We start from the raw sequence: 17,436 nt of genomic DNA, 5'->3' as shown, positions 1-17,436 counted from the left end.
TGTTCAATGGATAGAATATCCCCACAGTACTGTGGGGACTAAACTTTAGATACAGGTTCGATTCCTGTCGGGACTACCCGCCCGCCGAAGCTGAAAAGCGAAGGCGGGCTTTTTTATGCCTAGTATCTTAAAAATTTGATATTCAATATGCGCTGTTCAATGGATAGAATATCCCCACAGTACTGTGGGGACTAAACTTTAGATACAGGTTCGATTCCTGTCGGGACTACTCGCCCGCCGAAGCTGAAAAGCGAAGGCGGGCTTTTTTATTATCAGAAGTCATTAGGTCAGTCCGCCAACAACGTCGAGTGGCAAGTAATGACACTTATTCACCAATATTATTAGCTGCCAAAACTCGATTGTAAAACATAGTTTTGGCGACCAATAAAATTATTAGTTGCCAAAACTAATATTTTTTGCATAGTTTTGGCAACTAATAATAATACCATGTCTTCAATAATTATAGGAAGAGAAGCCGAAAAAACGATTCTTGAAAACCTGCTGAAATCCAATGCTCCCGAATTACTTGCCATATATGGCAGAAGACGGGTAGGCAAAACCTTCCTTATAAAAACCTATTATAAAGACAATCTTACCTTCTCTTGCAGTGGACAATACCAGGGGAAAACAAATGAACAGTTAATCAATTTTGCCATTCAGATCGGAACTTGTTTTCCCGAACATAAACCGCCAGTTACACCCTCCAGTTGGCAAGCTGCTTTCCAGTTATTAGAAAATTGTCTGGATACCAAAAAAGACCGCCAAAAGAAAGTGCTTTTTTTTGATGAACTGCCCTGGCTCGACAGTCACAAATCTGGGTTCCTTTCTGCTTTTAGCTATTTCTGGAATATGTATGCGTCTAAAAGAACAGATATATTGGTTGTTATATGCGGCTCAGCAGCTTCCTGGATTATCGCTAAAATACTCAATAACCGGGGAGGCTTACACAATCGTGTAACGCAACGCATTCGGTTACTCCCATTCACATTGGGTGAAACTGAAAAATACCTAGCCCATAGAAATATAAAACCCGACAAATACCAGTTACTTCAATTATACATGACTCTGGGTGGGATACCACAATACCTGAATGCCATTGAAAGAGGCAGGAGTGCGGCACAGAACATTGACAAAATATGTTTTTCCAAAGACGGTGCTCTGACCAATGAATTTGACAATCTGTACCAAGCTCTTTTTAATAACCCGGAAAAGCATATTCAGATAATAAAAGCACTGGCAAAGAAAAATAAAGGACTTACCAGAACAGCATTACTTGCAACAGGTAAGCTAACCACGGGTGGCGGTATCACCACAGCACTCAACGAACTGACAGAAAGTGGATTTATCCTAAAAATTTACCCCTATGGCAAACAGGAGAAGAATGCCTTATATCGTCTTACAGATGAATTTTCGCTCTTTTACCTGAAGTTCATGCAACATACCAAAGCCAATGAAAAAAACAACTGGCAACAACTCCACACCACTACAGCTTACCAGTCGTGGTGCGGATATGCATTTGAAAATCTCTGCTTCACACATATAGAACAGATTAAAAAAGGGCTGCAAATAGCGGGCATTCACTCATCTTACTATTCCTGGCAGGTAGCAGGAAGCAGCGCTGAAACAGGTGCGCAAATTGATTTGCTGATTGACAGGGCAGACAATTGCATTAATATTTTTGAAATGAAATTTAGTAATACTGAATTTACTATTACAAAAAAATACGCCGATGAACTATCCAACAAACTAACCAGTTTTCGAAAACAAACAAAGACCAAAAAGGCATTACTACTCTGTATGATTACCACCTATGGTGTGTTTGAAAACGATTATAAAACACAGTTGATGGAGAATGAGTTAAAGATGGATATATTGTTTGATTGAAGCCAGTAACCTTTCACATCTCACCTCAACATCTTCACCTCTACCTTACTTTTCTCCAGAAATCCTTTGTAATCGCTGAGATGAAGCATGTCGTAGATCGCCTGCTTTTTGTCGCTGGCTTCCTCGAAATAGGCTTTACAAATCTGATAACCTACCCAGTAACCCAGATCAGCGGGCCAGTCTGGCCTGTTCTGACTACTATTAGCGATCCAGTTATTATATCTGTCGAGGTACATTTCTTTTTTAAAGGCCTCCCAGATACGTTTCTCATTCCCTTTTGCCCAGTTAATCTGAAATTCATTGGCGGTTTTACCGGAGATCAGTTCACCTATAAAATCTGCCATGCCTTCTACTATCACATATTTAAGCAATGTTGTATCTGAACGCATGCTGTTTTGCTGTGCATGAATTAATTCATGTGCCACTACATATTTCAGGTTACTGAATAGCACGGAATTATTTTTTTGCCAGTCGTCCAGCTCCGATTTGTCGGTATCTGGATTGTTGGCATACATATCTGCACCAACGTGTAATCCGTAATCTGATACGGTACCGCCCGAACTCCATCCACCAATATGAAAACTGAGTGTTGGGAAAATTGCATCCGGGTACCATACTTTCAGTTGCTGATAAATGGCTCTGATACTATCGGTAAGTGAAGCGACTTTTTTTGTGTTTTCTCTTATGCCCGCATAGAATCTGGGCATTTTTTTCATGTTATTCGCAAATCCTCTGACACCTCCGATATTTTTTGTTTTAACCCTGTAATATTCCTGTAATGCAACGGTACCTTTTTCGAAATATTCAGTTAAAAAAAGATTTGCTGCCTGCGATGTATCTTTTATAAAACGGTCATACACTTTCCAGAATAAACTGATATCACTGGTATTGATTGTAGCTGTTAGCGGGTTCTTTTTTGTTGCTTCATTTTTTTTCAACCTGCTGATTATTTTTTTATACAATCGTTTATCAGCAAGTGATAACATTAGACTATCGCTGGTTAAAAATTCTACACCGGCAAAACCATATTTCCTGGTAGCGAGATCAAGTGCATACAATGCACTGTCGGGCATTTGCACCATGCTATAATAATAAGCCGCATTAATAAGCGCCGACTTTTTGAAAGGCTTCATGGTTCTTGCCTGAAATTCTTTCATATATAAACCTGCGGCGGCCCTGTAAGCATTCTTGTCTGCCAGACTATCAGCAGAAACCTTCAATGCAATAGCCCTGGCATTACTACTTTGTGCAGTGGCATTGTTCGTATAACAAAGATGAAATAAGGTTAGTAACACTAATAAAAAGTACTTACAGGATTTCTGAAACATACGAATGGATTTCAATGACAATATAATCTGAAAATTCAAACTGAATAGCTCGAATTTAAAATTAATTGGCAGACCCTGATTATGCAAAGCCTAGATTCTGCGATTAACTTATTTATGTTAAGTGCACTACACTGAAAAAAATATTGAATTTCGAAGGATGAAAATTTTAAAGCCACAGATTCACAGATTAAAGCGGATTAATCTGTGAATCTGTGGCTTTAAGATTTTATTACTTTTATATTTCAAAGGTAACAGTAATAACAGATTTATTTTGTTACCATCAACACAGTATAGGTTTTAACCACACCCTTATAATCTAACTTCACCACTGCCTTTCCGGATAGGGAAGTTGATTGGGTTACGGATACTTTTACCGAAGGATTATTGGTTTTTGCTGTAACAACCGGAATACTGGAAGTACCTGCAGGCAGCGGATAGCTCACTTCATATTCCCCATAGTTTACCAAACCATTTGTATTATTTGAACGTACGGGTGTTTCAGGTAAGCTGAGGTCAGTTCCATTTACTGTAATGGTTACCACTGGTGGAACAGGACGGGTAATTTTCTTTTTTAAAGAACTAAAACCTAAACCCTGTATATCAAACAGCAGTTCCGATTCTGCTCCTTCAGCAACCAGGTAAATAGCATGTTTTTTATCAAGATGATCTACAAACGCAGCAACATCTATCGTAAACTGTGTACTCTCTTGCTTTGCATTTTCAGGAACTACAATCTCACCTATTTTTTTGCCTTTCCAGGCTGCATTGTCCCATGGACCATCCAACCAAACATTTACTTTAAATGATTTGCTTGTTTTAGGTGTGAGGAAAAGATTGAACGCTGTTTTATTTCCTTTTTTTGTTCCCTCAAAAGCCGGCAATCCTTTGTTGTTTTTGGTTAATCCGCCAAAACCAAAATATTTATAGCCGATGATATGTCCATTTTTCACTTTGGTAATGGGCATGTGGTTATCCCAAATATCCCATGAGTCTTGTTGAATACTGTTATCGGATAGATAGCAAGCATAACCCGCAGAATAATATCGGTATGGGTCCAGTCCATAAAAATGAAAACCTTCAGAAGTTACTTCTGCTCCTTTGTATTCTTTTCCTGCACTGTCTTTTACTTCATGTATTTTGTTAGGTGCATAAGGGTCAAAAGCACGCATATATACCATACCACCTTCTGAAACAGGTTTCTCATCCCATGTTATTGAAATTGGCGCAACCATTGCCTGACGTGCAAAACCAAAGCCACGTGGGGGACGGTGATAAAACACATACCATTGTCCATTGATCTCCTGAATACTGCCATGTGTATTGTGTCCGGCATTAGTGGTTTGGATAGCAGACCCTGTTTTATTTAATACAGGTGCACGTGAATCAACCAATACACCACCACTTTTCCATGGACCTAATGGCGAATCACCTACAACATAACGCAAAGTGGAGTTAGAACTTCCTACCCCATATTCCGGTCCTGAATAACCGCTATAGATCGACACGAATTTATTACCCACTTTACGGATAGAGGAAGCTTCAAAGAAGTTGAAAGTACCCAGGTCTTCGCCTGGATAAATTTGTGGATATACAGTACCCTGCGGATCGCGAAGCATCCCATACCTTGAACTGGCAGGTAAAAACCGATCGATGATTTTAGTACCTGGTCTGAGTGAATACATTGTATTCTGATCCAATTGCGCTGCTAATGATCTTTGAAAACCCCAGTATGCATAGGCACGAAAGCCTATTTCATAGTCCGGGTCTTTCGGATCAGTCACATATTCAATATAAATGGCGGGATCGAAACCTAAAATGCTTCCAGGTACTGTACGCTTTCCGTCTTCTGTAAGATTAACAGGTGTGAATGGTCCGTCTGGGCGACTAGATTTTGCAACCATGGGTTCTCTGTTTGGACCACGGCTATGCGGATATAAATAGTATTCCTTCTTACCATTCTTTCTTTTTACTTCTACCAGATCAGGTGCATACATTACATCCCATTTATCCTCTGACTGATAAGTAAAAACAGCACCTTCATCGCGCCAGCTTGATAGGTCTTCTACTGGTGCAGACCATATCCTGATATCAGGACCACAATAACTGGTAAATCTTAAATCATGTGAGCCAATAATGTATGCTCTGTACTTTCCCGGTTTATCCGGATCCTCAAATACCCTTGGCTCACCATCAGGTAAATGCTCCCACAGTGGCAAATAAGGATTACCCATGGCATGGTGCACAAAGCGTTGGCTAACTTTGCTGTTTGGAACTAGATTTTTTTGGGCCTGTAAACCGCTAAGGGTAATCAGGAACAACACCATACTCAACAACATCCTGTTCGGGATGCCTATGGTAGGTCGTGTGTTTTTCATCATTGGGATAACTCATTTGTGGCGCTTTGGTTATTAGAATACGTTGGTTGGGTTAAAAATAGTGTTTATTCGGAAATAATTGTCATCCTTACGTTTATTATACCAAAGCACGACCCAGTTAAAGCCGTGTTTATTTAAGCGTAGTATTCCGTTTTCCCATAAATTATTGCATCCGCAACACCACATGCCTGATAACAGCTCTCTTCGCTGTGTAAACAATATGGATATTATTTTTCGCATCCACTATAATTGCCGGATAGCTATACTCACCTTCTGGATGATCTTCCAGTGTATAGACATCTTTCCAGGTTATACCATCCGTTGAAGCGGCTACTTTGAGTACACTTCTTCCCTCCCACCAATTGGCCCCTGCCTTAAGCGGATTGTACACCAACAGTTTTGTGCCATTATCTAAGCTTACTGCATCAATACCCGAATTAGGATTAGGTAAACCTGTGGCAGTTGGCACCGACCAGTGTTTACCACCATCGGTCGACCAACTCTGCACAATCATATTTTGCCGGCTACGAAATAGTGCCTGTATGCGTTTGTCTTTGTACTGCAACAATGTAGGTTGAATGATGCCAAATTCGGTAGGAGGTAAAGAATAGCTTCGCCAGTTCAAGTTATCGGCCGATGATTGTTCAAAATGAGCTGTCCAGTTTTTTTCATCTTCACTCTCTCTACTGGAAGGATAAAGTATATCGCCATTTGAAAGTATTAGTGGCTTGTTTCTAATAGGCCCTAATAAACTATCCGGTAATTGAGAGGCTGTTGACCAGGTAAGTCCATTGGTTGTTGAAGTTTTATAAAATGCTTTCCAGTGACGTGGGTCGGCGCCTACTTTATAATGCAGGAAGAGTTTCCCATTTTTACCAGTAAACAATACAGGATTCCAGCAGGCATATTGTTTGCCATTTAAGCTACCGGTGGCAATTTGAACAGGTGTGGTCCATTGGTTGTTCTTATAAAAGGAACCCCAGATGGCTACTGATGAGTCACCTTCAAAATTGCCCCCGAACCAGGCGGCCATTAATGTGCCGTTGTTGAGAGAGCAGATGGTTGCTGCATGACAGGATTTGAAGGGTGCGTTTGCGAATATATTTTCTGCTGTTACCAGACCCAATACTTTTTGCCCATGCAAAGCAGCAACGGGTATACTAAACACAAAAATGGTAATAATCCGAAAAGGTAAGCGCATGAGATAAAAATAAGTATTTGCTCCTTTTAACCGGTATTATTCATTACACCATTTGACTGTTTATTTTTTATTAAAAAGGATTAAACGATATTCCTAACTGCATATTTAATCCCTTATCATCTATTCTTCTTACAGGTTCGGCTCTTTTACCAACGGGTATGGTGATGATGGTCCACGGAGTCTCCTGTGTGTCGTTATAAACCCTGTATGATTGTTTCAGGTTCTTACCTGCTCCAATTCGGATATGCCATGCACGGCTTAAGCGATATTCCATTAAAAATAAACCTGTCCATTGTTGCGCCTGTATAAACTGATTGTTTTTTTGTGCTGCTGATAAACGATAGCTGGAAGCCTCCCCTGCAATTTCAAGTCCCAGGCTTATACGCTTATCAGCATGATAGAGGATTTTTGGTCTTACAGGAAACTGTCCGGAAATTGTCCATTTATCATTTGGATGATAATCGATATCTATAAACGGAATGATTTGATGTCCGAAAAACTGGCGGGAATAGGCAAGCCCCCATCCTGTACTTAAATTTTCCCTGTGTTTTATGCGATATCGCACTGCAAATGTAAAACGGGTATCTTTTGCACTGATATCTGTCATATCAGAAAATAATCCTATCTGCGCCATTACTGCCAGGCTCTTTTTTGCAGATCTTTTGTACAACCAAATTGATTGTGCTGTAATACCGTAAAGATTTTTTGTAAACAGATCCGGAAAATGATTTAACTGCAATTGCTTATATCCCATTGTAGCCATCAGTGTATGTTTACTATTTGCCCACAATGGCAATCTTAAACGTAAGTCAAACGACTGAACACTTGCGCTTGTATCATTGTAATCAAGTTTTGAACGGCTTTGCTGAACTGTCAGCAAATCTCTTTCCTGTGCAACCGCAAAACAGGGTAGTAATAAAAACACTAAAATACTAATCTTCATTTTTATTTTTTTTAGTGGCAACAGAAAATCCCAGCCCAATATTTACCGACCATCCTGTAAAAGCAGTCACTGAGCCAAGTGGTTGTTTCAGACCAGCTATCATAAACTGAAGCTGTGAAGTGAGATAAAATAACCTGCTTAACTTATACTCGATACCAGTTGTTGGTCGGATATAATGCGTGTATTCTTTTTTCTGGATAATATTGGTTGTGTTTCCGCCACCTCCACCACCGATGGTACGTGTGGCAGTACCACCTCCTGCAATGGCTGTTAACCTGCCTGCGGACAGGTTCAAAAAAACGCTAAACCGTTCTTTCTGAATTGGCAACCACCCGACTGTTATGCCATAGCGAATCATTGCACCCGCCTGTCCAGAACCTCTTACGGTAACACCACCCCCGCTTCCCCAGTCGATATTGTTGATTCTTTTTTGCTTACCTGAATACATGATACCTATATCGAATGCTCCATGAAAGTGTTTAGCGAAATAATACCCTATTTGTATACCCCATAGTGTCTTAAGTTTAGTAAAATCAACCATGGTAACGGTATCCGTAGCTGTTTTGTATTGCTTGTCTATCTGATGTCTGCCAATAGTTAAAGCAAAAAACAGGTCCCCTTTTCTATGTTTATATGATTCCAGTATTTCCCTTCTGTTTTCTTCTTTTGTTTTCTCTTCCATATCCTGCACCCTGGGAATTGTGTACTGTTTTTTTGTTTGCTTATCTCTAACTGATAACCATACCATTTGCGCTGTGAGGATGGGTTTTATTATTGTTTCGCTACTAACCAATGAATCAATTGTAGCTGTTTTGTGCAGCAAAGTATCTGCCAGTTTATCGTTCTGCCATACCAAATGAACCCTGTTTCTGTCGATAAGATCCTGTTCATAAAAAAACCCAATCAGTTGCGTTAAAAAAGGAGCCAAAGGTTCGTTATTTAAAAACGCATCTTTTTTCAGGAAATAGAAACAACTATACGAGTTCATATCTTTTGCAGGGTATCTATGTATTTCATCTGCGTCAAAAATTTCTTTGAGTGTTTTTGCACTATCACCTATAATGATAAAAACCTGCATACCCGGAAATGAAAAATGTTCCTGCATCCGGTTGTTCCATGCCATCATGGTAATATCATTACCATTGTACGGCATTACCCTTGTTACCTGCGAATAAACGGTAAGCGTTCCAAGCAAAAAAAACAGGATGCATATCCGGTATTTCATGATCTGATAATTTGTCCGTCCAGCATTTCAATAATCCTGTCGCTCCTTTTAGCAAAATCATTGTCGTGCGTAACAGTTATGATGGTTTTATTGTGTTCAGTGGTCAGTCTTCGGAACATATCAAACACGATACCGGCATTCTTACTGTCAAGGTTACCAGTAGGCTCATCTCCCATAATAATGGCAGGTTCATTTATCAGTGCCCTCGCAATTGCTACACGCTGTTGTTGTCCACCGGAAATTTTTGATGCATCCTTTAATGCCTGGTCTCCAACTCCAAGCAGTTTTAATTTTTCATACGCCCGGTGTTCTATTTCCTGCTTGTTTATTTTACCTAATCGTAAAGCAGGAATCATCACATTTCTGAGGCAACTGAAATCTGGTAACAGGTAATGAAACTGAAACACAAATCCCAGGTATTCGTTTCTAAATGCTGCAAGTTTATTCTGATCCAGGCCTGTAACATTTATTCCATTCAGTTGAAGTTCTCCTTCATATTTTGTATCCATTGTTGAAAGAATATAAAGCAGGGTTGATTTGCCGCAACCAGATTTACCTGTAATTGAAACAAATGTTCCCTTTTCCACTTCAAAGCTTACCTGTTTTAGTGCCTGGAATTTTTCGGGAACAAAGAAATATTTATCGATTGCGGATGCTTTTAAGGCTAGTTCCATAAATACCTGATTTATTTTATCCTCTTATGATGGCAACAGGGTCTACCTTCGCCGCACGTACAGCAGGTATATAACCTGCAAGAAATGCCGTTATCATTCCAAAAATTGCTCCCTGTACATAATGTTTTGCATGAAAACTGATGGGCAGATAGGTGAGGTTGCCTAATCCGATATACATTTTCGAGACTGAATAAGACAGTAACCAGCCGGCTAATAACCCTGCACAAACCCCTATTATCCCTATAAATAATGCCTGACTAATAAATATTTGTATTACATGTTTTCCTTGAAAGCCTGTTGCTTTGAGAATGGCGATCTCCTTGATTTTTTCATAAATAACCATATTCAGGATATTGTAAATACCAAAGCCTGCCACTATTAATATCGTAATTACTACTGCATTGGCAATTATGTCTCGTATTTTCTTTCCGGCCAGTGATTGTTCGTTACTGTTTTGCCATGTTTCCACTGCATAACCGCTCTGCTTTTTTATACTGGCAGAAAGATTAGCAGTTTGATTGTAATCATTCGTATGAATGTAGATATCTGTGATAAAATTCCTGTCCTGGTGCAGCAACTGCTGCACTATCGGAATAGCTACATAACTTTTGGTATTATCTACCCCTTTAATAGTGGTTTTAAAAATACCCACCACTTCCAGTCTTTTAAAAGCATTTTGTCCAACAGTAATGATCACATAATCGCCTTTCTGTACGTTGAGTTTTTCAGCCAGGCCGATACCAAGTATGATACCATTCTGGTTGGCGGCTAATGCCGCTGTACTGCCGGATATCATGGTTGATGATATATCGAACATTTTGTCTTGTTCTAAAATATTCACACCAAACACAGTTCCGTTTTCGGTGATATTGCCGTGCGAATAAATAACACTACTGTTTACCTGTTTACTCACCGACATTACCTCTTTATATTGTGTGAGCATATTTACTACACCATCCGGGTTAATAATTTTGTTGGTAGTATTTACCGGCTGAGGGTTACTGATGAGATTAACCGTTCGGTCACCTATAAACCTGTTCAGCATTCGATGATCATTCATCTGATAATCGCGGTATAGTCTAAGGTGTGGTGTACTACCCAGCATTATTTTTTCCGACCATTCATTACTACCGGTAATCAATGAATTCATAAAGATGAACATGCTGATACCAAAAGTTACCCCGAGTGCAGCTACTATTGTCTGTTTACGCCTGCTTATCAGATAGGTAAAAGCGATTGAGGTATTTATATTTATCTTCATAATATCAGGTATCTGCTTTCCATATCTCAGTATCGGGATGAAATTCTTTCCAGCCAAACCACCAGTGTTGCTGAAAATTGAGCGGCTTCCCGGAAAAAGTTTCCCAACCTCTTATCGTATTACTAGCTAATACATATTCGATTTTAACAGGAACCCCCGCTATAAAATCGTTAAAGCTGTTTCGCTTTTCCAGTTCAGTCAAAGGATAAGCTTTCGATCCTTGTGGCAGCGTTGTACCCCAAACAAATGCCCTTTCCGGGAGTCCTTCCAAATCTGTATAACCAGGAGCAATTATTTTCTCTGTAACTTTTAGCAAACGCATCAGATATTCTTTTGAAAATAATCCCTTAGGCACATTTTCGGCCTCCCTAGCAACCATGGTTAAGGGGTATTGTTTCGACCATTCAAGTAAACTGGTTTGCTGATAAGACAGGTATTTCAATTGTTTACCTTTTAATTTCCCATATACAGCTTCACCTGTACCCTGTTGCCAGATGGTTCCTGTTTGACGGTCACGCATGATCATATTTCTCCTGTAAACCCCGATTACTTCAAAACTGAGGTGCATACCATTTACTACAGGATAAAACACCATGGCACTTTTACAGGCAGCACAGTAGGAAATTAAAAGGGGTGTTTCACACCAGACATCATTCAGAATATGCCTGGGTATTACCATTTCCTGAACCGGATAACAAATTGCCTGGTTATGATCGTTTACAAAACCTATTACTTCTGTGGAAATATAATAGGGAGATGATTTCTCTTTGACAATCATTTCTTCTGATAAGTCGATAAATACTTTCGGGTTTGCATTCACCATCGATAAACCAAGAAAGAACAGAAAAGGCAATAGTGTAAGCAATATCGCCCATAATGGTGGTTGTTCATATAAAAACAGTACCAAAAAAATTACTGCCCCGATCCTGAACAACCATCTTTTCCATTCAAACTGGTGAGACCAGCCATATCCCAGAAAAAGTAAGAAAGTAGGTATCTGCAGATAAGCGGCTGCAATAATTGCCAGCAGAATACTAAGAAAACAAAACAGGAAAATCATGCTTATTATAATTTATAGGATAACCCGACAAAAAATCCATTACTATCGTGTGAGGGGTTTCTTTCTACCCCCTTTTTATTGCCATTAGAAATATGCAGGTGTCTTGCCCCGAACATTAATGCATAGGATGGATTGATATTCAGTTCTGTCCCTATTCCATATTTTGTTACGCCATTCCATTTTGTACCAAGTCGCGAATCCTGATCTGTAGGCTGAGGAAATTCATTCAACATATAAATGATTCCACCACCTGATTCAAAATACATCCGCCATTTTTGATTGTTAACCGGATAAAACCGGGCGAAGGGTCTGATTGCAAAACCTGTGGTTTTATTAAAATCATCCCCCGGGGTATATACACCGAATTCAACACCCACAGACATATATTTTCTCAACTGAAAATTGATGCCGGTATTATTCTGTGGCATGAATGTTTGCGGGTATTTATACCCCCATGATAACCCGGTTTCGTTATACACAGTTAAACGATGCCTTAAGCCTGTATCTTTTTTTGTGAGAAGAAGAGTTACACCTACCGCAGTAGCAGGAACCAGAAAGCCCATTCCGGTATGCAGTTCAAGTGGTTTAAATCCTAATGGGTTATTATACCATTTATCGCCATAAGCAAATTGTGCTTTAGACTGAAATACCATTGCCGATAAGAACAGCATTAATACGATTCCTTTTTTGTACATATACTAAAAATGTTGCGTTATTTTATTATGGAGTTCAAGACCCGACACTATTTCCACCCATTCATTGGATATAATTCCTGTGGTAACAGGTATCGTATCCGTTATTTTATTTTTTTTTATCCTTACAAGATTATCAGGCCCAAGGCTACTTCTGGGTATCAGCATAACATTTGCTTTTTGTGCCACAATAATATTGGCCTGAGCCATTGTGCCATTGATTACTTCCGGTGCCCCATTATCGAATTGCACTTCTACTTTATAAGACTGAGACGACTCATCAAAAACCGGGTATATATGTGAAACCTTTGCTTCGAATATTTTACCTTTCGCTGTATTCATCTCCACCAGTGTTTTCTGACCACTTTTAATTTTATCTATACTAGATTCATCTACATTCAGTACAAGCTTTTTACGTTTCGGATCGCCAAGAATTGCCAGCGGATCTCCTTTTCTTACCAACTCCCCCCGGGTTTTAAAAAGACGATAAACCCTATAATTTCCCATTGATCGAACCTGGTAATAATTTGTATTCTGCCTTGCTATCTGTTGTTCTCCCTCAGCACTCACGATTGATTGTCTTAGGTTTTGTTGGGTTGTGCCAATGGTATGCCTGATGGTTTTAACTTCACTGGCACTGGCTTCATACAATAATTTTGCATTCTCCACATCTGTTTTTGCTACAGAACCCGTTACATACAAACGCTCCATTCGCTCAAACTGGGTTTTATTAATTTCTAGTTTCTTCTTGGCCAGTTGCTCCTGTTCGTATAATTGCTGCATCAGGGATGATTTTTCGGAAGCCTGTTCATGCATAATACCAAGTAAGGAATCTGCCATTGCAGCTTGTATGTCTGCATTGGTTTTATCTACCAGGAATAATAACTGATTAAGTTTTACGCAGTCATTTTCTTTTACAGGCAAAGTGGTAATGTAGCCATCTACTGATGCCTGTAGTGTAAACTGATCTTCAGCCTCTATATAGCCAGAGGCGAATACTGCTTCTGTTACAGGCGCCATTACGGGTGATACCCATGTTTCTTTTTTCTTCTTGCAGGCCGAAAATATCACCCCGAGAAAAATAATTCCCAATAAAATTCTGTTCATTGTATACTAGTTATCTGCCTTATTTTAATCCGGTATTGTTGAATAAAAAGATCACTAAGTTGTTGCAGGTACTCTTGTTCTCCCTGATTCATATCGGTATAATATTTCAAGCGCTCATCAAGAGAAATAATCCCTTCTTCCAATCGCTGGTGGGCATGCTCATCATTGTTCTTATAAAGCGCCAGCATCTTTTCTGTCCGCTGCAATGACAACTGTGACTGTTGCATGGATAGTTTTAAATTTTCATTTTCAATCCGGGATTCCTTTTTCACCTGTTGATATACTACATTGCTGGATGCAAAGTCGTTCTCTGCCTTTTTAAGCTGGTTCTTCTTCAGGTTACCGGAAAAGATGGGAACAGATAACCTTAAACCCCATAACTGCTGAGGTAAGGTGTTACTATTATTAAATTTTAGAAAATCATCTGCTGCTATTTGTGTATTATATTGATAAATGGCACTCAGCGTGGGCGCAAACGAAGATTTGGCAATCTTTAACTGTTGTTCAGCTAATAACATTTTCTTTTGTGCGATTGCTGTTTCCGGATCTGCACCGGTTAATGCCGTATCAATTATTAGCAGCGCTTTCATCTGATCACCAATTGTTATCGTATCAGTTATTCCGAGCATTAGTTTCAAGTTGTTTAATTGTACTGCTTTGTTATTTAATGCTTCTTCCAGATTTTTTGCGGCCCTTTCCCTGTTAATGGCTGCTGTATTTATGGTTAATGTGTTGATTACTCCTTCCCGCAATTTTTGAGTAGCTATTTCATAAATTGAATTTGCAGAAGACAGGTTTTCCCTGAAAAGTTTCTCTGCTTCAACAAGCAACTGGCAGGAATACCAGGCACTGGCAAGCTGCTCATAAACAGTACGCTTTGTTTTAATTATATTCAAAGCCTCAATTTCATCATTCAACCTGGCCGCTTTTATACTAAACCAGTCTTGCAGGTTTAACAGGTTCCATTGCACCGAAAGACTTCCATTATACAGGTACCTTTTCCCGAAGCTGGCTTCCGAATAACTGTTTGAGGGAGCAGCCGGATTAAAAAGGCTTGCGGGAATCAGTGTAGGCTGGATATTTACATTGTCTGTAAACCCACCATTGGCCTGCACTGTTGGCAGGAGTGCTCCATAAGATTGCTGAACTGAAATACCGGATGTAATTTTCCCTGCCCTTGCTAACCTGATCTGTACTGCGTGCTGATCTGCATACTGCCATACATTTTCCAGTGAAGCAAAATGTAATTGTGTATAAGCCAGTGTTTGTGAGATCAAAAGCAAGGCCAGGCATATCCAAAATTTAAGCTTCTTCAGTGCGGACATTTCTTTTGCTTTTTTTTAGAACATTTCATCTCACTCTCGACCATACCTGGCTTCTGCTTACAAACCCTGCTTTGGCCGCTAGTTCAAGATTACCGGTGCTGGTAATACGCAAAGTGCAGGGTAGATTTTTACCGCGTTTTGGTAGATATACTTCTCCTTTATAGAGTCCATTGTTAAACAAAAGCTTTGTGATTTGTTTTTGTCCTATCAGGTCTTGATCGGGGGCCTGCCTGATAATAGCTTCATACGCATTGCCATTTTTTACAAACTCGATGATACGAGTTCTGTCTTCATTGGTCCATTTACCCAACAGTGTATCAGCATTTGCTGTCTGTGCTTTGCCTTCCTGTATAAATCCCGTTAAAAGGAGAAGCAGTACCAGGCAGCTTAAGTTAATCAGATGTTTCATGTCGTTCAATTTATACCCAAAATTGAGGCAGACCGCTGTGTGAAGAAAGAGAATATGCAGTGAAGCGGGCAAATCGGGGGTTGATGCGGGCGAAGCTATTATAGGTATTTCCGAATAAAGCTGCCGGAGACATTTTCAACAACAGGCATACTGTTCAGATTCCAGACAACCACTGGAGGAATTCAGATGCTTTAGCCTTGCTGATCACAACTGTTTCTGGTGTTTGTACCGTTAATCTTACCACCAGTTTACGCGCAAAAAATCTTTCGGCATTAGCAACAGAGGTTCTGTTAATCAGGAACTGCCTGTTTGCCCGATAGAATGAAGACGGATCTAGTGATTTTTCCAATTCATCCAGGCTTGAGGAGAGATAATACTTTTTATTGGCAGAAGTAGTAACAGACAGCAATGATTTATCAAGATAAATGAATGCTATATCTTTTACCTGTAAAGGGATAATCTTATCTTTTTCATGTACCAGCAATGCTGTTTTATATTGATTGCGCAACTGTTCGAGCAGCACATTAAACCCTGTATCCTGTTGTTTATTAAAAACAGATCTGAGTGCATAAAATTTATCCAGTGCTTTTTCCAGTTTTTGTTTTGTGATGGGTTTCAGCAGATAACTAACCGTATGCATATCAAAAGCATTCATCAGGTATTCATCAAATGCAGTACAGAAAATAACAGGACTTTGTACCTGAACCTTATTATAAATATCGAAACAAAGACCATCTGCAAGCTGTATATCTGAAAAAATTAAATCGGGATGATGATTACTGTTCAGCCACTGAACCGACAGTTCAACAGAATCGAGTATGGTAAGGATTTCAGCATCTGGATCTACTGCAGTAAGCATAGATGCCAGCTCTCTGGCAGCTCTTGCTTCATCCTCTATAATCAGTATACGAGTCATACAATAGGAAGTTTTACCGTAAAAAATAAATCAGATTTTTCGATAATAATTTCTTTTGAAAACAAAAGATGGTAACGCTGCATTACATTACTCAATCCGATGCCTGTTGAAAAAGGCACTGATGATTTTGGCTGAATATTATTTGTTACGACCAGGTATTCCTGTTTTTCATTCCTAATGCTGATTTTTAATTGTCTGTTGGTAGAAGCAACATTATGTTTAATAGCATTTTCAATAAGTAATTGCAGTGTTAAGGGTGGAATAGCAGTTGATAGCACAGAATCATCAATATTTAGTTCTACCTGTATCGCTTCTTCGAGTCTTGCTTTTATAATATAGAGGTATGATCCGATAAATGCAATTTCCTGCTGAAGTGTTGCTTTATCAATATCCCTGTATTGTAAAACATAACGGTATACACTTGCCAGTTCAGCTACAAAATCTTTAACCGGTTGTTCTTTTGTAAGTGAACTTAATGTATTTAATGTATTAAAGAGAAAATGAGGGCTTAGTTGTTCTTTTAAAGAAGAAAGATTTGCTGCCAGCTGCGCCTGTTTGAGTTTTTCGATTTCCAGGCTGTTTTTTTGCTTTTCAGCCCATACATAGAGATAATAGGAAATAAAAAAATAAAGGCCGCTGATTAACATCCCGCGCAACAGCAACAGATACGGTCTTTTATTACCGATTACTTCCGGAAACTGCAAAATATGGTCGGAAAAAAATGAAAAAAGATAATCGTAGATAAACGAGTATAACCCGATACTGATAATAACTGTAGCTGCAATAAAAAACCTGAGCCGTTCCGTTTTCAACCATTTGGTATAATTAAAAAGATACTGGTAAGATATCCAGCAGGTAAAACAAAAGAAAAAATTATAAAAGATACCTATCGTAATAAAGCCAGTGTCCAGGCTTTCCATCCGGATAAGTCTGGGAGATAAAGCAATCAGGGATATACCTAAGGATATCACCAGACCGACTATCCAGTTTTGTTTTTTCACCCGGTAAAGTTAAAAAGAAAGATAAGGTCTCCGAC

At 39.3% G+C, this 17,436-nt stretch carries 15 protein-coding genes; 1 reads left to right on the top strand and 14 read right to left on the bottom strand.

Translation table 11 applies throughout. The features are described from left to right. Positions 1 to 447 precede the first annotated feature (447 nt). Positions 448 to 1,884 (top strand): AAA family ATPase, encoded by a 1,437-nt coding sequence (locus ACH30E_RS03950; protein ID WP_490823726.1) that lies wholly within the window; start codon positions 448 to 450, stop codon positions 1,882 to 1,884. A gap of 20 nt (positions 1,885 to 1,904) precedes the next feature. Here the strand turns inward: ACH30E_RS03950 and ACH30E_RS03945 are convergent, their stop codons facing one another. The 14 genes from ACH30E_RS03945 to ACH30E_RS03880 all read right to left on the bottom strand — a co-directional run bounded on the left by ACH30E_RS03945 (position 1,905) and on the right by ACH30E_RS03880 (position 17,401). After that, on the bottom strand, positions 1,905 to 3,212 hold the full coding sequence (locus ACH30E_RS03945; RefSeq protein WP_490823725.1) for a gliding motility protein GldB-related protein: 1,308 nt from the start codon (positions 3,210 to 3,212) through the stop codon (positions 1,905 to 1,907). Between the two features lie 266 nt (positions 3,213 to 3,478). Continuing rightward, positions 3,479 to 5,590 carry a hypothetical protein gene (locus tag ACH30E_RS03940; protein WP_490823724.1) on the bottom strand — a complete coding sequence of 704 codons (2,112 nt, stop codon included), beginning with the start codon at positions 5,588 to 5,590 and terminating at the stop codon, positions 3,479 to 3,481. A 160-nt stretch (positions 5,591 to 5,750) separates the two neighbouring features. Then, complete coding sequence (locus tag ACH30E_RS03935) at positions 5,751 to 6,788, bottom strand: sialidase family protein (protein ID WP_490823723.1); 1,038 nt, start codon at positions 6,786 to 6,788, stop codon at positions 5,751 to 5,753. Between the two features lie 70 nt (positions 6,789 to 6,858). Continuing rightward, positions 6,859 to 7,731, bottom strand: a complete 873-nt coding sequence (locus ACH30E_RS03930) for a DUF6268 family outer membrane beta-barrel protein (RefSeq protein ID WP_490823722.1) — start codon at positions 7,729 to 7,731, stop codon at positions 6,859 to 6,861. Then, a complete protein-coding gene (locus ACH30E_RS03925) occupies positions 7,721 to 8,956 on the bottom strand; it encodes a hypothetical protein (protein ID WP_490823721.1) in 1,236 nt (411 codons plus the stop codon). Before ACH30E_RS03925 ends, ACH30E_RS03930 begins: the two co-directional genes overlap by 11 nt. Then, positions 8,953 to 9,630, bottom strand: a complete 678-nt coding sequence (locus ACH30E_RS03920) for an ABC transporter ATP-binding protein (protein WP_490823720.1) — start codon at positions 9,628 to 9,630, stop codon at positions 8,953 to 8,955. Before ACH30E_RS03920 ends, ACH30E_RS03925 begins: the two co-directional genes overlap by 4 nt. Before the next feature lie 16 nt (positions 9,631 to 9,646). Further along, on the bottom strand, positions 9,647 to 10,891 hold the full coding sequence (locus ACH30E_RS03915; protein ID WP_490823719.1) for an ABC transporter permease: 1,245 nt from the start codon (positions 10,889 to 10,891) through the stop codon (positions 9,647 to 9,649). A gap of 4 nt (positions 10,892 to 10,895) precedes the next feature. Next, the gene (locus ACH30E_RS03910) at positions 10,896 to 11,951 is read right to left on the bottom strand and encodes a DUF3179 domain-containing (seleno)protein (protein ID WP_490823718.1); all 1,056 of its coding nucleotides are present in this window, start codon (positions 11,949 to 11,951) and stop codon (positions 10,896 to 10,898) included. Between the two features lie 5 nt (positions 11,952 to 11,956). Beyond that, positions 11,957 to 12,646: an acyloxyacyl hydrolase gene (locus ACH30E_RS03905; protein ID WP_490823717.1), complete on the bottom strand. Its 690-nt coding sequence runs from the start codon at positions 12,644 to 12,646 to the stop codon at positions 11,957 to 11,959. Between the two features lie 3 nt (positions 12,647 to 12,649). Next, complete coding sequence (locus ACH30E_RS03900) at positions 12,650 to 13,750, bottom strand: efflux RND transporter periplasmic adaptor subunit (protein ID WP_490823716.1); 1,101 nt, start codon at positions 13,748 to 13,750, stop codon at positions 12,650 to 12,652. Further along, entirely contained in the window at positions 13,747 to 15,075 is a 1,329-nt protein-coding gene (locus ACH30E_RS03895) for a TolC family protein (protein ID WP_490823715.1), read from the bottom strand. Before ACH30E_RS03895 ends, ACH30E_RS03900 begins: the two co-directional genes overlap by 4 nt. Before the next feature lie 25 nt (positions 15,076 to 15,100). After that, complete coding sequence (locus ACH30E_RS03890) at positions 15,101 to 15,484, bottom strand: DUF2147 domain-containing protein (protein ID WP_490823714.1); 384 nt, start codon at positions 15,482 to 15,484, stop codon at positions 15,101 to 15,103. A 154-nt stretch (positions 15,485 to 15,638) separates the two neighbouring features. After that, the gene (locus tag ACH30E_RS03885; RefSeq protein WP_490823713.1) at positions 15,639 to 16,400 is read right to left on the bottom strand and encodes a LytR/AlgR family response regulator transcription factor; all 762 of its coding nucleotides are present in this window, start codon (positions 16,398 to 16,400) and stop codon (positions 15,639 to 15,641) included. Further along, entirely contained in the window at positions 16,397 to 17,401 is a 1,005-nt protein-coding gene (locus ACH30E_RS03880) for a sensor histidine kinase (protein WP_490823712.1), read from the bottom strand. Before ACH30E_RS03880 ends, ACH30E_RS03885 begins: the two co-directional genes overlap by 4 nt. Between the last annotated feature and the right edge of the window lie 35 nt (positions 17,402 to 17,436).

The sequence above is a fragment of the Sediminibacterium sp. FW305-C-61 genome, from assembly GCF_058231065.1.
Note: the sequence above shows the minus strand (reverse complement) of the source record. Positions and strands in the feature narration are given on the sequence as shown.

Coding starts and splice junctions, on each gene's coding strand:
- ACH30E_RS03950 (WP_490823726.1), top strand. CDS start 448: ATGTCTTCAATAATTATAGGAAGAGAAGCCGAAAAAACGATTCTTGAA.
- ACH30E_RS03945 (WP_490823725.1), bottom strand. CDS start 3,212: ATGTTTCAGAAATCCTGTAAGTACTTTTTATTAGTGTTACTAACCTTA.
- ACH30E_RS03940 (WP_490823724.1), bottom strand. CDS start 5,590: ATGATGAAAAACACACGACCTACCATAGGCATCCCGAACAGGATGTTG.
- ACH30E_RS03935 (WP_490823723.1), bottom strand. CDS start 6,788: ATGCGCTTACCTTTTCGGATTATTACCATTTTTGTGTTTAGTATACCC.
- ACH30E_RS03930 (WP_490823722.1), bottom strand. CDS start 7,731: ATGAAGATTAGTATTTTAGTGTTTTTATTACTACCCTGTTTTGCGGTT.
- ACH30E_RS03925 (WP_490823721.1), bottom strand. CDS start 8,956: ATGAAATACCGGATATGCATCCTGTTTTTTTTGCTTGGAACGCTTACC.
- ACH30E_RS03920 (WP_490823720.1), bottom strand. CDS start 9,630: ATGGAACTAGCCTTAAAAGCATCCGCAATCGATAAATATTTCTTTGTT.
- ACH30E_RS03915 (WP_490823719.1), bottom strand. CDS start 10,891: ATGAAGATAAATATAAATACCTCAATCGCTTTTACCTATCTGATAAGC.
- ACH30E_RS03910 (WP_490823718.1), bottom strand. CDS start 11,951: ATGATTTTCCTGTTTTGTTTTCTTAGTATTCTGCTGGCAATTATTGCA.
- ACH30E_RS03905 (WP_490823717.1), bottom strand. CDS start 12,646: ATGTACAAAAAAGGAATCGTATTAATGCTGTTCTTATCGGCAATGGTA.
- ACH30E_RS03900 (WP_490823716.1), bottom strand. CDS start 13,750: ATGAACAGAATTTTATTGGGAATTATTTTTCTCGGGGTGATATTTTCG.
- ACH30E_RS03895 (WP_490823715.1), bottom strand. CDS start 15,075: ATGTCCGCACTGAAGAAGCTTAAATTTTGGATATGCCTGGCCTTGCTT.
- ACH30E_RS03890 (WP_490823714.1), bottom strand. CDS start 15,484: ATGAAACATCTGATTAACTTAAGCTGCCTGGTACTGCTTCTCCTTTTA.
- ACH30E_RS03885 (WP_490823713.1), bottom strand. CDS start 16,400: ATGACTCGTATACTGATTATAGAGGATGAAGCAAGAGCTGCCAGAGAG.